Annotated in this window: 13 protein-coding genes and 1 pseudogene; 6 read left to right on the plus strand and 8 right to left on the minus strand. The window is 60.3% G+C overall.

Translation table 11 applies throughout. From position 1 onward, the window contains the following. Positions 1-188: 188 nt before the first annotated feature. A complete protein-coding gene (locus tag BFQ04_RS25020) occupies positions 189-1889 on the plus strand; it encodes a glutamine--tRNA ligase/YqeY domain fusion protein (protein WP_065953096.1) in 1701 nt (566 codons plus the stop codon). Between the two features lie 19 nt (positions 1890-1908). Further along, on the plus strand, positions 1909-3297 hold the full coding sequence (gene cysS / locus BFQ04_RS25025; protein ID WP_065953097.1) for a cysteine--tRNA ligase: 1389 nt from the start codon (positions 1909-1911) through the stop codon (positions 3295-3297). A gap of 99 nt (positions 3298-3396) precedes the next feature. On the opposite strand, the gene BFQ04_RS25030 is transcribed toward cysS, so the two are convergent. Further along, a complete protein-coding gene (locus BFQ04_RS25030) occupies positions 3397-4893 on the minus strand; it encodes a hypothetical protein (RefSeq protein WP_065953098.1) in 1497 nt (498 codons plus the stop codon). Between the two features lie 281 nt (positions 4894-5174). Between BFQ04_RS25030 and lepB the strand changes: the two are divergent. After that, positions 5175-5528, plus strand: a pseudogene (gene lepB, locus BFQ04_RS25035) (signal peptidase I); the annotation flags it as partial. A 49-nt stretch (positions 5529-5577) separates the two neighbouring features. Next, positions 5578-6036 (plus strand): HIT family protein, encoded by a 459-nt coding sequence (locus BFQ04_RS25040; RefSeq protein ID WP_065953099.1) that lies wholly within the window; start codon positions 5578-5580, stop codon positions 6034-6036. A gap of 37 nt (positions 6037-6073) precedes the next feature. On the opposite strand, the gene BFQ04_RS25045 is transcribed toward BFQ04_RS25040, so the two are convergent. From BFQ04_RS25045 to BFQ04_RS25075, 7 genes are all read right to left on the minus strand, one after another. Then, positions 6074-6412: a Na+/H+ antiporter subunit G gene (locus BFQ04_RS25045; protein ID WP_065953100.1), complete on the minus strand. Its 339-nt coding sequence runs from the start codon at positions 6410-6412 to the stop codon at positions 6074-6076. Next, positions 6409-6687 carry a K+/H+ antiporter subunit F gene (locus BFQ04_RS25050; protein ID WP_005789171.1) on the minus strand — a complete coding sequence of 93 codons (279 nt, stop codon included), beginning with the start codon at positions 6685-6687 and terminating at the stop codon, positions 6409-6411. The genes BFQ04_RS25045 and BFQ04_RS25050 overlap by 4 nt, the downstream gene beginning before the upstream one ends. Next, positions 6684-7172, minus strand: coding sequence for a Na+/H+ antiporter subunit E (locus tag BFQ04_RS25055; protein WP_065953101.1), 489 nt, complete (start codon positions 7170-7172; stop codon positions 6684-6686). The genes BFQ04_RS25050 and BFQ04_RS25055 overlap by 4 nt, the downstream gene beginning before the upstream one ends. After that, positions 7169-8851, minus strand: coding sequence for a monovalent cation/H+ antiporter subunit D (locus BFQ04_RS25060; RefSeq protein WP_065953102.1), 1683 nt, complete (start codon positions 8849-8851; stop codon positions 7169-7171). Before BFQ04_RS25060 ends, BFQ04_RS25055 begins: the two co-directional genes overlap by 4 nt. After that, complete coding sequence (locus BFQ04_RS25065; RefSeq protein ID WP_003192163.1) at positions 8848-9192, minus strand: Na+/H+ antiporter subunit C; 345 nt, start codon at positions 9190-9192, stop codon at positions 8848-8850. Before BFQ04_RS25065 ends, BFQ04_RS25060 begins: the two co-directional genes overlap by 4 nt. Beyond that, positions 9192-12113: a monovalent cation/H+ antiporter subunit A gene (locus BFQ04_RS25070; RefSeq protein ID WP_065953103.1), complete on the minus strand. Its 2922-nt coding sequence runs from the start codon at positions 12111-12113 to the stop codon at positions 9192-9194. Before BFQ04_RS25070 ends, BFQ04_RS25065 begins: the two co-directional genes overlap by 1 nt. Before the next feature lie 267 nt (positions 12114-12380). After that, positions 12381-13310 carry a DMT family transporter gene (locus BFQ04_RS25075; RefSeq protein WP_065953104.1) on the minus strand — a complete coding sequence of 310 codons (930 nt, stop codon included), beginning with the start codon at positions 13308-13310 and terminating at the stop codon, positions 12381-12383. Positions 13311-13402: 92 nt separating this feature from the next. Here BFQ04_RS25075 and BFQ04_RS25080 point away from each other — a divergent pair, with 92 nt between their 5' ends. After that, positions 13403-13966 (plus strand): helix-turn-helix domain-containing protein, encoded by a 564-nt coding sequence (locus BFQ04_RS25080; RefSeq protein ID WP_065953105.1) that lies wholly within the window; start codon positions 13403-13405, stop codon positions 13964-13966. A 153-nt stretch (positions 13967-14119) separates the two neighbouring features. Then, positions 14120-15316, plus strand: coding sequence for an SfnB family sulfur acquisition oxidoreductase (locus tag BFQ04_RS25085; protein WP_065953106.1), 1197 nt, complete (start codon positions 14120-14122; stop codon positions 15314-15316). Positions 15317-15324: the final 8 nt, after the last annotated feature.

Genomic DNA, 15324 nt, shown 5'->3' on the forward strand with positions numbered 1-15324 from the left:
CCAAGGCGCGCAGTTTAGCGTGCCCTGCAGGAATTTCGAGGTGGTTTTTTAACGCCCCGGCCATAAAAGCAGTAATTAAACAGCAGTTTTTGGTCCCAGCCTGTCAGTGTCTTGACTGCATCGGCTATTATGAGCCCTTTGTTTTATCTGGCCCCACCTGGCCACGAACCTGTCTGTTCAAGGATCCTATGAGCAAGCCCACTGTCGACCCTACCCCGAATGCCAAGGCCGGACCTGCCGTCCCGGTCAATTTCCTGCGCCCGATCATCCAGGCGGACCTGGATTCGGGCAAGCACACGCAGATCGTCACCCGTTTCCCGCCAGAGCCCAACGGCTACCTGCACATCGGTCACGCCAAGTCGATCTGTGTGAACTTCGGTCTGGCCCAGGAGTTCGGTGGCGTCACGCACTTGCGTTTCGACGACACCAACCCGGCCAAGGAAGACCAGGAATACATCGACGCCATCGAAAGCGACATCAAGTGGCTGGGCTTCGAATGGTCCGGTGAAGTGCGCTATGCCTCCAAGTATTTCGACCAGTTGTTCGACTGGGCCGTCGAGCTGATCAAGGCCGGCAAGGCCTATGTGGACGACCTGACCCCGGAGCAGGCCAAGGAATACCGTGGCACCCTGACCGAGCCGGGCAAGAACAGCCCGTTCCGCGACCGTTCGGTGGAAGAGAACCTGGACTGGTTCAACCGTATGCGCGCTGGTGAATTCCCGGACGGCGCCCGCGTGCTGCGCGCCAAGATCGACATGGCCTCGCCGAACATGAACCTGCGCGATCCGATCATGTACCGCATCCGCCATGCTCACCACCACCAGACCGGTGACAAGTGGTGCATCTACCCCAACTACGACTTCACCCACGGTCAGTCGGACGCCATCGAAGGCATCACCCACTCCATCTGCACCCTGGAGTTCGAGAGCCATCGCCCGCTGTACGAGTGGTTCCTCGACAGCTTGCCGGTACCGGCGCACCCGCGTCAGTACGAATTCAGCCGCCTGAACCTGAACTACACCATCACCAGCAAGCGCAAGCTCAAGCAACTGGTTGATGAAAAGCACGTGCATGGCTGGGACGACCCGCGCATGTCGACCCTGTCGGGCTTCCGCCGTCGCGGCTACACCCCGGCCTCGATCCGCAATTTCTGCGACATGGTCGGCACCAACCGTTCCGACGGCGTGGTTGACTTCGGCATGCTCGAATTCAGCATCCGCCAGGACCTCGACGCGAACGCCCCGCGCGCCATGTGCGTGCTGCGTCCGTTGAAGGTCGTGATCACCAACTACCCGGAAGGCCAGGTCGAGCACCTCGAACTGCCGCGTCACCCGCAGAAAGAAGAACTCGGCGTGCGCAAGCTGCCGTTCGCCCGTGAAATCTACATCGACCGCGATGACTTCATGGAAGAACCGCCAAAAGGCTACAAGCGTCTGGAGCCGAACGGCGAAGTGCGCCTGCGTGGCAGCTACGTGATCCGTGCCGATGAAGCGATCAAGGACGCCGATGGCAACATCGTCGAACTGCGCTGCTCGTACGACCCGGACACCCTGGGCAAGAACCCTGAAGGCCGCAAGGTCAAGGGCGTGGTCCACTGGGTGCCGGCCGCTGCCAGCATCGAGTGCGAAGTGCGCTTGTACGATCGTCTGTTCCGCTCGCCGAATCCTGAAAAGGCCGAAGACAGCGCCAGTTTCCTCGACAACATCAACCCTGACTCCCTGCAAGTACTCACCGGTTGTCGTGCCGAGCCATCGCTTGGCGACGCACAGCCGGAAGACCGTTTCCAGTTCGAGCGCGAAGGTTACTTCTGCGCGGATATCAAGGACTCGAAACCGGGCGCGCCGGTATTCAACCGTACCGTGACCTTGCGTGATTCGTGGGGCCAGTGATTCTGTTTAAGGAACTGTCGTGCTAACGATCTACAACACACTCAGCAAGACCAAAGAAGTCTTCAAGCCGCTGGATGGCAACAAGGTGCGCATGTACGTGTGCGGCATGACCGTGTACGACTACTGCCACATCGGCCACGGCCGCAGCATGGTTGCCTTCGACCTGGTGACCCGCTGGTTGCGCTTCAGCGGCTATGACTTGACCTATGTGCGCAACATCACCGACATCGACGACAAGATCATCAACCGCGCCAATGAAAACGGCGAGTCGTTCGACGCGCTGACCGAGCGCATGATCGCCGCGATGCACGAGGACGAGGCGCGCCTCAACATCCTCAAGCCGGACATGGAACCGCGCGCCACGGACCACATTCCTGGCATGCACGCGATGATCCAGGCCCTGATCGACAAGGGTTACGCCTACGCCCCCGGCAATGGCGACGTGTACTACCGTGTCGCCAAGTTCATGGGCTACGGCAAGCTGTCGCGCAAGAAAATCGAAGACCTGCGCATCGGCGCACGCATCGAAGTCGACGAAGCCAAGCAGGACCCGCTCGACTTCGTGCTGTGGAAAGCCACCAAGCCGGGCGAGCCCAGCTGGGAGTCGCCGTGGGGCGCCGGGCGTCCGGGCTGGCACATCGAATGCTCGGTGATGTCCACCTGCTGCCTGGGCGAGACCTTCGACATTCATGGCGGCGGCAGCGACCTGGAGTTTCCGCATCACGAAAACGAAATCGCCCAGAGCGAAGCCGCCACCGGCAAGACCTACGCCAACGCCTGGATGCACTGCGGCATGATCCGCATCAATGGCGAGAAGATGTCCAAGTCCTTGAACAACTTCTTCACCATTCGCGACGTGCTGGAAAAGTACCATCCGGAAGTGGTGCGGTATCTGCTGGTGTCCAGCCATTACCGCAGCGCCATCAACTACTCGGAAGACAACCTCAAGGATGCCAAGGGTGCCCTGGAGCGGTTCTACCATGCGTTGAAAGGTTTGCCCGCCGTTGCCCCGGCTGGCGGCGAAGCGTTTGTGGCGCGGTTTACCGAAGTGATGAATGATGACTTCGGTACCCCGGAAGCCTGCGCGGTGCTGTTTGAGATGGTGCGTGAGATCAACCGGTTGCGCGAGAGTGATCTCGACGCGGCGGCTGGGCTTGCTGCTCGCCTCAAAGAGCTGGCGAGTGTGCTGGGCGTGTTGCAGATGGAAGCCGATGACTTCCTGCAAGCCGGCGCTGAAGGGCGTGTGGATGCAGCAGAGGTGGATGCGCTGATCCAGGCGCGTCTGGCTGCTCGTGCCAATAAAGACTGGGCGGAATCCGACCGTATCCGTGACCAACTGACCGCGATGGGTGTGGTGTTGGAAGACGGGAAGGGTGGGACGACGTGGCGGTTGGCTGATCAGGCTTGAGCGGTAAACGCTGAATGAAAACGCCCCTACTGGCTCGGGGCGTTTTTTTGGGTGCTGTTCTTGTTCCTGTCCTAATACGACGGGGAGGGCATTTTTAGTTTATACGGACCGGCGGTCGATCAAACGATTGTCAGAAAATTGAACGTAGCCTTGCGGACCTTCCTTGAAGTGGCGATTTGGACGATGGGAATGACGGTCTTCACCACTGTTTCCAACCTTGAGCAGCGTACGTCCATCGCTATCAATAATAGTCTCGACTCGCAGGACTCCGTACATACCTTCCATGCTAAGTGTCAAGATTCCATTGTAGAGATGGAATCCAGGTGCTGTCGGATTCAACGGGATAATCGTATGCTCTCTTTCTTCTATGTTTCCTTGAAGGGCAGATATGTTTTTTATGACGAAATTTCCCTCATCCAGTAAATAGGCGCCCACCCAGGAGCCCCACAGCGAGTAAGGAACACGTGAAGATGAGAAGTATCCGGTTGTGGCCAAAACTGTTTTCTTTCGAGCTTCATCTATTTCTTGTTCTTTGCTAGTGTCAATTGCCATCTCCCACCAATTTGGCAGTAATAGCAGAACATGATTTCGTTCAAGGTAACCTTCAATGGCAGGTTCCAATTGAATGGCGAGAATATTGTTCAACTCCGCTATCAGCGCCGTATTTTCACGCACAATTTCAGCTTCGGGCACTGGAGGAGGCGCCGGTGGGCTAATGGTCGAGGACAGGATATCCATGGGCGTACGCCCAGCAGCAACGTCTGCTCTCCATGGGGTATCACGGGCATCAAGCACTGCACCTGCAACTTCTCCAATCCAGTAGGAAGGGTTGACGTTCTGAAGGAGCCATCGTTGCATCTCGGGTGAAACGGGATAGCTCAATTCTGCCGCCTTGGCTCGCCGTGCCTGATCGTCAGCAGGATTGTCTATCAGGGCCGCGGCCAGCATCTGCGTGTGAAAAAACTGGGCACTTCCTTCTGTTACATCGGGAAGCTTGAGGTTGTCCGCAATTGCCGGGAATTGATTGATAAAGAGTGCATCCCAATAAGCTGCTTGTGCCAGATATTGTTGGGGTTGGGCGGGGTTTAAAGCGGCTCTTTGAAGCGCATGATAGAGGAGTGTACGGTAAAGCGCTGGGTTCGTCGGAACGGGATAGTCTCTGTCCAAAAAAGTGCGTGGCGGAGGCGACCAATATTGCTCTGAAAATTGTATAAGGTGGAAAGTTTCGTGAACAACGAAGCTGTAAATTTCTTCCTCGTCTGAAAGAACAGGCGGGAATTTGTCTGGCGGTAATGGCAAATAGCGAAGGACGTCAAGTGCAGTGGCCTGGCGGGTTTTCCACCATATATAGCGTAAACTCCCCCTGCCACCGTCCGCATGCGGATGGGGTGGGGCTGCATCGACGTCCGCTCGCGCCACGGGAACAATACCGGCAACGCTTATTTCAAATGCCTGGTCACCCGATACCAGCAGCAAATAGCGGTCTGACATATTTGTATCTGGCCAGATTTGGTTACTCACTGGCCAGGCTTTCTGTATAAGTTTATGAATTTTCTGTGAGAGTTGATCTATCTTGACGTTTTGAGTATTGGTCATTTTTCAATCCTCTTAAATCATTTTTATTGTGCCCAGTTAGTGGTATTGCACTGCTGTAGAAAAATGTGAACAGATGATAATGTCCTGCTTTTTAATGGCTGTAGGATTCGGCTGTCTTTTAGTCAATTCGCTTCATGCGCTTCATGTCATTGGCGGATTCTCAATAATAGTTTAGTCACCCTAACCTCCGTCGAGCAGCCGCGTTAATGTTGATTTAATCCTTGCGTGCAACAACCGAGCGTCGAAGAAATAGCCCAGCCACCCCTTTCTGTACTGCGAGGATGTGGGTTAACGGCGTGCCTGCCACCTACAGTGATGCGCAGGGCATCAGTGAACCTATCGTTCCCGGCCATACGGTGCCGGGAATCAAGCTGAACGAGCTGACGGCCAACCGTCAGCGCACCGTTCAGTTCATGCCAACGGTACGCGCATTGCGCAATTTCGGGCCCGTGGTTGTGCCTGCCGACAGCTATTTCATGCTGGGGGACAACCGCGATAACAGTGCTGACTCCCGGTATATCGGCTTTGTGCCACGTCGGCTGTTGATCGGGCGGGCGCACCATGTCCTGGCGTCGGCGGAGATCCTGGACCATTGGATACCACGGTTGCGCAGGTTTGGCGCGCCGATCCTGTAACAGGATTCATGCTATTAGACGGCACCATGACTCACAGGAAGAGACTCGAATGGATTGTATTTTCTGCAGCATTGTTCAAAAGACCTCCCCGGCTCACATTCTGTGGGAAGACGACCAGCATATGGCGTTTCTCTCGATCTTTCCCAATACGCCCGGTTTTAGTGTGGTGATACCCAAGCAGCATTACGGCAGTTATGCGTTTGCGCAGTCGGATGAAGTGCTGGCCGGGCTGGTCGTAGCGGCGAAGAAGACCGCGCTACAGATCGACCGAGCGTTTGCGGATGTGGCGCGTACGGGGATGATGCTGGAGGGGTATGGGGTGGATCATTTGCATGCGAAGTTGTTTCCCATGCATGGGACGGGGTCGGACAGTGCGTTCAAGCCGTTGAGTTCGAAGGTGGATAAGTTTTTCGAAGCCTATGAAGGCTACATCTCATCCCATGATTCAGAGCGGGCGGAGGATACCGAATTGGCGGCGTTGGCGGCGCACATCCGATCTTTCGCCTAGTACCCATCTAAATGTGGGAGCGTGTTCATTCAAGTAATCAGCGGCGGCTGCTGACCTCGGCGGGTACGTCGTCGCCGGCCATGCGCTTGCGGAACAGTCCGGTACGCGCCAATAGCAACGTGGTCACCGGCACCGTGATCGACAACAAAATCGGTATCAACCAGCCATGCAACACCGGCCCGGACTTGAGCACCGAGAAATAGATAATCGACGCCAACGCCACACACCAGGCCCCCAACGTCGAAGCCAGCGCGGGCGGGTGCATACGCTGGAAGAAGTCCTTCATGCGCAACAACCCGATCGCGCCAATCAGCGCGAACACGCTGCTCAGTACCAGCAGCACCGCCACGACAGTTTCCATCCATAACGGCATCATTCAATCACCTCGCCACGCAGCAGGAATTTCGCCAGGGCAAACGAGCCGACGAAGCCAAACAGCGCAATCAGCAGCGCCGCTTCAAAGTAGGTGTCACTGGCATAACGAATGCCTAGTACCAGCATCATCAGCATCGCCAGGATGTACAGGTAGTCCAGCGCCAGTACCCGGTCCTGCGCCGACGGGCCTTTGAACAGGCGGATCAGGGTCAGCACCATGGCCAGGGAAAACAGGAACAGGCTGAACAGGATCGCATTGGAGAGCAGGGCGCTCATTCGAAGATCTCCATCAGGGGCCGTTCGTAGGTGGTCTTGAAGTGCTCGATAAACGGCGCTTCATCCTCCAGGTCGAACACGTGCAAGAGCAGGATGCTGCGGTCCAGCGCCAGCTCGGACCAGATGGTGCCGGGGACCACGGTGGTGATCATCGACAGCGCGGCGAGGCCGTTGGCGTCGCGCAGATCCAGGGGAATCTTGATGAAGCGCGAACGCGGCGGGCGGGAGCCGCAAGTCAATACGCCCCAGGCCACTTGCAGGTTGGACACGATCACATCACGGCCCACCAGGAAAAACAGGCGGATGATCACGCCAGGGCGGCGGATGCGGATCGGCAAAGGCCGCAGCGGTGCCATCAGCAGCGGTGCGAGAAAGCCCAGCAAGGCCCCCAGCAGCAGGTTGCCAGGGCTCACGGACAGGTTCAACACCAGCCACAACAACCACAACGCCAGGGACAGCCATGGGGCAGGGAACAGGCGTTTCATGGCTGCACCTCCAGCGCGGCGGTCTTGGCTTCAGGGCTTGGCACCGGCCGCGTTGCCATGACTGCCATCACGTAGTGTTCCGGGTTGTTCAGGCTCTGGGCGGTGGCCTGGGTGTAGCGCATCAGCGGTTCGGCCTTGAAGGTCAGCAGGATGCTCAGGCCGAGCAGGAAGAAGATTGGCACGCACTCGTAGCGACGCAGCAGTGGCGATGGGCGCTCTTCCGGGGTCCAGAAGCGCTGGATGCCCAGGCGCGCGAAGGCGATCAGCGAAGCCAGACCAGAAAGGATCAGCAACGCTACCAGGCCCCAGGCGGCGGGACGGATGGGCTCGTCAACACTGAGGCCCAGGCCCAGCGGATTCACCAGCGCGCTCAACAAGCTGAGCTTGCCGATAAACCCAGACAGCGGCGGCATGCCGATAATCAGCAGCGCACAGGCGACAAAGCTCAGGCCGAGGAACGCCATGGTCCACGGAATCACCTGGCCGACGACGGCCTTCTGTTCATCATCCAGGTTGACGCCGGGGCGCGGATGCAGGGATTCCATGGCTTTAGGCAATGCATCGATTTCTTCATCCAGCGGTAAATCGTTGGCCGAACGCGAACGCTCGATCAATTCAGCCAGCAGGAACAGCGCGCTCAACGCCAAGGTCGAGCTGACCAGATAGAACAGCGCGCCAGCGGTCAGGCTCGGCTGAGCGAAGCCTACCGCCGACAGCAGAATCCCGGCTGACACCAGAATGCTCAAGCTCGCCATGCGCTCCAGACGCTGCGCCGCCACCATCGCCAGCGCCGCGCAGATAATGGTCGCCATGCCGCCATACACCAGCCAGTCACCACCAAACAGCGCCGAGGCGCCTGCCTGCCCGGAGAACAGCAGGGTCCACAGGCGCAGCACGGTGTACACGCCGACCTTGGTCATGATCGCAAACATTGCCGCCACCGGTGCACTGGCCGAGGAGTAGGCAGGCGCGAGCCAGAAGTTCAGCGGCCACATGCCGGCCTTGGCCAGGAACGCCGTCGCGAGGATCGCCGCACCGGCGTGTAACAGGCCACGATCAGCCTCCGGCACCAGCGGGATTTTCAGCGCCAGGTCAGCGAAGTTCAGCGTGCCGGTGACGCCATAGATCATCGCCGCGCCAATCAGGAACAGCGACGACGCCAGCAGGTTGATCGCGATGTAATGCAGCCCTGACGACACCCGCGCACGGCCCGAGCCGTGCAGCATCAAACCGTAGGACGCCGCCAGCAGCACCTCGAAGAACACGAACAGGTTGAACAGGTCGGCGGTGAGGAAGGCGCCGTACAGACCCATCATCTGGATCTGGAACAGCGCATGGAAACTGGTGCCCGCACGGTCCCAGCGGGCCATGGCGAACAGCAGCGCGCTCACGCCGATAATCCCGGTGAGTACCAGCATCAGCGCCGACAGTTGGTCCACCACCAGCACAATGCCGAACGGCACTTGCCAGTTGCCCGGCAGGTACACGCCGATCGAGCCAGGGCCGCCTTTTTGCGTCCAGTACAGCAGCAAAATGGCCACGCCCAGGCCGAGGATGCTCGAGATCAGGTTGATCTGCGCCTTCAGCGGGCGACGTTTTTCGCCAAGCATCAGCATCAGTGCGGCGGTGAGTAATGGCAGCAGGATGGGCGCGACGATCAGTTGGTTGACCCAATTCATTCCTTGGGCTCCCGGCCGTCCACATGGTCAGTGCCGGTCAGGCCCCGCGAGGCCAGCAGCACCACCAGAAACAGCGCGGTCATGGCGAAGCTGATTACGATCGCCGTGAGCACCAGCGCCTGGGGCAGCGGGTCGGTGTAGTTGAGCAGGTCTTGCGGCACGCCGTCCTTGATGATCGGCTCCTTGCCGATAAACAGGCTGCCCATGCTGAAAATGAACAGGTTGACCCCGTAAGACAGCAGGCACAGGCCCATCACCACCTGAAACGTCCGTGGCCGCAGGATCAGCCAGACACCAGAGGCCGCCAGGACCCCAATGGCAATTGCGATGACTTCTTCCATCAGGCGGCTCCTTCTGTTGTGGCAACGACTTTGGCCTGGTTGCTCGGTTTATGCGCTCGCACCGACTGGTGACCGAGGGCAGTGAGCATCAGCAGCGTCGAACCGACGACCATGGCGTACACACCGACATCGAAGAATAACGCGCTGGCGACATGAATATCGCCCAGCACCGGCAGGCTGAAATGCCAGGTGTGCGTGGTGAGGAACGGGTACCCGGCAAACAATGCGCCGAGCCCGGTGAGGGTCGCTGAGAACAGGCCGAACCCCATCCAGCGCATCGGCCGCAGGCTCATTTGCGCCTCGACCCACTGCGTGCCGGCGACCATGTATTGCAGGATAAACGCCACCGACATCACCAGCCCGGCGACAAACCCGCCGCCCGGTTGGTTGTGGCCGCGCATGAACAGGTAGAACGACACCACCAGCGCAATCGGCAGCAGCAAGCGCACCAGCACCGCCGGCACCATCATGAAACCCAGGGCCGTGTCGCTGGCCTGGCGCGGGTTGACCAGGTCGGTGGCCACGTCCGGCGCCAGCTGGCGCTGTTGCGGCGGCAGTTCCATGCTTTCTTTCGACGGGCGGAAGCGCCGCAGCAGGGCGTACACGGTCAGCGCCACGGCGCCGAGCACGGTGATTTCGCCGAGGGTATCGAAGCCGCGGAAGTCCACCAGCATCACGTTCACCACATTGCTGCCGCCACCCTCGGGCAGGGCGCGACTGAGGTAGAACGAGGAGATATCGTTGGGGGTCTGGCGTGTCAGCATCGCATAGGACAACAGCGCCATGCCGCCACCCACCACGGTGGACAGCAGGAAGTCGCGCACCCGGCGGATCCGCGCCTTGCGCAGGGTGTTGGGCAGTGGCCACACCTCTTCGATCCGCCGTGGCAGCCAGCGCAGGCCGAGCAGGATCAACACGGTGGTGACCACTTCCACCACCAGTTGCGTCAGGGCCAGGTCCGGCGCCGAGAACCACACGAAGGTAATGCACGTCATCAGGCCGCACACGCTGACCATGGTCAGGGCTGCCAGCCGGTGATACTTGGCCTGCCAGGCGGCGCCCAGCGCGCAGGCAATCGCCAGCACCCACAGGGTCACGAACACGATGGAGCCGGGGATCTTCGGCCGGTCACCCCAGGTCAGGCCGCTGTTGAGCATCGGGATCAGGGCGCCGATCACCGCCACGATCACCAGCAGGAACAATTGGGTTTGCAGGCGCTTGGTGCTGATGCGTTTCTCGATCTTGCGCACCCCGCGCATCATCACCACCAGGCAACGCTCGAAGCCGCGCTTGCCGTTGAAGTAGCCGATCAGCGGCGGGTAGGTGAAACGGCCGCGCTTGAGTTGCTTGCGCAGCATCAGGTAGAGCACCACACCGCCGGACATGGCCACCAGGCTCATGATCATCGGCGCGTTCCAGCCGTGCCAGATCGCCAGGCTGTATTCCGGCAGCACACCGCCCACCACCGGCAGTGCGGCGGCGGCGAGGATCGAGCCGACCACCTGGGCCGGGAAAATCCCCACCAGCAGGCAGGTGAATACCAGCAGTTCGACGGGGGCGCGCATCCAGCGTGGTGGTTCGTGGGGCGTGTGCGGCAAGTGGGTGGCGGGCGGGCCGAAGAACACATCCACGGTAAAGCGCAGGGCATAGGCCACGCTGAACGTACCGGCGATGGTCGCGATCACGGGCAGCATGATTTCCACCCATTTTGTCGACGAGATAAATACGGTTTCGGCGAAGAACATCTCTTTGGACAGGAAGCCATTGAGCAACGGCACGCCGGCCATCGAGGCACTGGCCACCATCGCCAGGGTCGCGGTGAACGGGATCAGGCGCACCAGTCCACTGAGCTTGCGGATATCCCGCGTGCCGCTTTCGTGGTCGATAATGCCCGCGGCCATGAACAGCGAGGCCTTGAAGGTGGCGTGGTTGAGAATATGGAACACTGCCGCGACGGCGGCCAGCGGGCTGTTGAGGCCCAGCAGCAGGGTGATCAGCCCGAGGTGACTGATGGTGGAGTAGGCCAGCAGGCCTTTGAGATCGTTCTGAAACATGGCGCAGTAGGCGCCGAGGAGGAGGGTGAGCGCGCCGGCACCGCCGACGATCCAGAACCACTCTTCGCTGCCGGACAGCGAGGGCCACAGGCGGGCCAGCAGGAACACGCCGGCCTTCACCATCGTCGCCGAATGCAGGTATGCCGACACCGGCGTCGGCGCGGCCATGGCGTGGGGCAACCAGAAGTGGAAGGGGAACTGCGCGCTTTTGCTCAAGGCGCCGATCAGCACCAGGGCCAGCATGACCGGGTACAGCGAGTGCGCACGAATCTGATCGCCCGCTGCCAGCACCTGGTCCAGGTCATAGCTGCCGACGATGTGCCCCAACAGCATCACCCCGGCCAGCAGGCACAAACCACCCGCGCCGGTGACCATCAGCGCCATATACGCACCACGCCTGGCATCGGCGCGGTGGTGCCAGTAACCGATCAGCAGGAAGGAAAACAGGCTGGTCAGTTCCCAGAAAAACACGATCTGGATCAGGTTGCCGGAAATCACCAGCCCGAGCATGGCGCCCATGAAGGCCAGGAAAAACGCGAAGAAACGCGGCACCGGGTCATCCGGCGACATGTAGTAACGCGCATACAGTGACACCAGCGTACCGATACCCAGCACCAGCATCGAGAACAGCCAGGCAAACCCGTCCATGCGCAACACGAAGTTCAGCCCAAGGCTGGGCAACCACATGAATTCTTCGCGGATCACGCCACCGTGGGCGATCTGGGGGTAGAGCAGGGCGACTTGAATGGTGCCAACCAGCGCCACCAGGCCTGCCAGCAGGGATTCGCTATTACGTGCGTTGTGCGGCAGCAAGGCCGCCAGACAGCTGCCAATGAATGGCAGAAGCAGTAGAACTATCAGGGACATAGGCTTCTAATCTGCGGGAGTTTGGGATGCATCATACGTGCCGCTTTCGCGATCACCAAACGGCAAGATGTGGCAGGATCCTACAAGGGTAGGAGTAAAGCGGCTACAGCGGTTGAAAGTGGCAAGCTGCAAGCTGCAAGCTGCAAGCTGCAAGCTGCAAGCTGCAAGCTACAAGCTACAAGCCGCAAGCCGCAAGCCGCAAGCTACAAGCCGCAAGCTACAAGCCGAACGCCTACCTCTTGCAGCTTGCAGCTTGCAGCTCAACAATCATCCCCGATTTTCCTGCTCGACCGCGTCCTGCACAGCGCCAGCCTTCGAGCTGCTCCTCTTCAACTCACTCACAATCACCGCCACCACAATCAACACCGCGCCTGCCATCGCAATCGGCGGGAAGCGCTCCCCGGCAATCCGCCCAACCACGCCGGCCCACACCGGCTCGCCGGCATAGATCAAGGTAGCGCGGGTCGGTGAAACGCTCTGCTGCGCCCAGTTCATCGCCAGCTGGATCACCGCACTGGTCAAGCCCAGGCCCACCGCGCTGAACAGCAGCAGCCACGAAAAGCCCGGCAACGGCTCGCCCATCGGCACCACCATCAGGAACGACAGCAGCGACGCCGTGGCCAGTTGCACCACGGTCACCCGGCGCACATCCACTTGCCCGGCGAAGGCGCTGATCAGAATGATTTCGGCGGCAATCGCCACGGCACCGATCAGCGTGGCGATTTCACCGGGGCTGAAATTCAGTGACGCACCGGCGGGGCCGGTCAGCAGCATCAACCCGGCAAACGCCAGCATGATGCCAATGCTCGGCATCAACCCCGGGCGTCGACCCAGCACCAGCCACTGCAACAACGGCACGAAGGGTACATAGAGCGCGGTGATGAACGCCGACTGGCTGCTCAGGATCGTCTGCAGGCCAATGGTCTGCAAGCCGTAGCCGAACATGATCGCCACGCCGATGAACACCCCGGCCTTCAACTCGAACAGCGTCAGGTCGCGCAACGTACGCAGGGAGAAGAAGCCGACCACAATGGCCGCCGCCGCAAAACGCAGGCCCACGAAAAACATCGGCCCGCTGACGCTCATCGCATGCTGCACCAGCAAGAACGTGCCACCCCAGATCATGGTGATGACCACCAGGATGCATTCGGCTTTGCTGAAGCGATTGAAACGCGAAGGGGAGTTCTGGGCAGTCATGGCGGCTCGGTCTTGCAAGGGAAAGGCACGGACCGCACAATGCGCCGCACGCTGGGCAGTATACTGCGCACACCCACCCATTGAGCAATATAGTGCACAAAGAAAATCCACACCGGGCCTCGGTCCTGCAGCACGTCAGCCAGAACGTTCGGCGCCTGCGCCATGCCGCCGACCTGAGCCAGACCGCGCTTGCGGAAAAATCCGGGGTCAGCCGGCGCATGCTGGTGGCCATCGAGGCCGGCGAAAAGAACGTCAGCCTGTCCACCCTGGACCGTGTGGCCGAAGCATTGGAGGTGGCGTTCAGCGATTTGATCCAGGCGCCGGATGCCGGTGACCACAGTCGCATCAACGAGCTGGCCTGGGCGGGCGATATCCCCGGCAGCAAAGCCGTGTTGCTGGCCAAGGCCACGGCGCGCCGTGAAGTTGAACTGTGGGAGATGCACCTGGCGCCGGGCGACCGCTACAGCCCGGACCCCGACCCGGACGGCTGGAGTGTGCAGCTGTTTGTGTTCGAAGGCTGCCTCACCCTGCTGCTGGGCGAACAGGAAAAGCACGTCGCGGCCGGTGAGTTCTATATGTTTGCCAGCCGCCACGTCCACGGTTATCGCAATGACGGCGAGGTGACCGTGCGCTTTGTGCGCAACGTGGTGATCTAACTGTTTGCCCAGCAACAGTGGATAGACAATGTGCTGGTTTGTCAGGCATCAGGCCCCCCTGTCAACCAGCAACTCGCTGATTTTACTGACGATTAAATTCAGGCACGACTCCTGCAAAGGCTCTTTTATTCATTCGGAGCCTGGAGTCGGCCCATGTCAGCCCACCCTCAACATTCAGCCCATATCATCCGCTCGGACGCGGAAGCCATCGAGGTCGCCACGCGGCTGGCGGCGCGGTTTGCCCTGCAGGCCAGCGAGCGCGACCGTGAGCGGCGTCTGCCGGTGGCGGAACTCGACGAGTTCTCTGCCAGCGGCCTGTGGGGCATTACCATTCCCAGAGCCTACGGCGGTGCCGAGGTTTCCTATGTGACCGTGGCCGAGGTCATCAAGCTGATCTCCGCCGCCGACCCTTCGCTGGGGCAGATTCCGCAGAACCACCTCGGCGTGGTGGATATCCTCCTGCAAACCGCCACTGAGGAGCAGAAGCGCCACTACTTCGGCAAGGTGCTGGCGGGCTATCGCTTCGGCAATGCCTTTTCCGAAGCCAAGAGCAAAAACGCCGGCACTTTCGACACGCAGATTCGCATCGACGGCGACTCCGCGCGCATTGACGGCGAGAAGTTCTACTGCACCGGCGCGCTGTTTGCGCACATCGTGCCGACCGTCGGCAACAACGAGCACGGGCAGGCGCTGATTGCCTTCATCGAACGCGATGCGCCCGGCCTCACGGTGATCGACAGCTGGGACGGTTTCGGCCAACGCACGACCGCCAGTGGTGGCGTAACCCTCGACGGTGTGAGCGTGCCCTCGAGTGCGGTCATCCCCGCACACCAGGCGTTTGACCAACCCACCGCCAACGGCCCGATCTCGCAGATTATCCAGGCGGCCGTCGATACCGGCATTGCGCTGGGCGCTCTGGAGCAGGCGAAGATTCACGCCCGCCAGGCACGACCCTGGATCGACAGCCAGCAGGATCACGGCTGGCAAGACCCATTCACCATTGCCGCCATCGGCGACCTGGCGTGGCGCGTGCACGGCACCGAAGCGGTGCTCGCCAAGGCGGGCAGGGCTGTCGACCTGGCCCTCGCCGAACCGACTGAAGACACCGTCGCCAACGCCTCGCTGATCGTCGCCCAGGCCAAGGTACTGTCCGCCGAAACGGCCTTGCTCGCCAGCAGCAAACTCTTCGAGCTGGCCGGCACTCGTTCGGTCACCGGCAAGCACAACCTCGACCGTTTCTGGCGTAACGCCCGCACCCACACCTTGCACGACCCGGCGCGCTGGAAGTACCACCTGATCGGCAACTTCGTGCTTAACGGCGTGAAGCCTGCACGCCACGCCTGGAACTGAGGAAGCTC

The sequence above is a fragment of the Pseudomonas sp. 37 R 15 genome (assembly GCF_900004865.1).
GTDB lineage: Bacteria > Pseudomonadota > Gammaproteobacteria > Pseudomonadales > Pseudomonadaceae > Aquipseudomonas > Aquipseudomonas fluorescens_AM.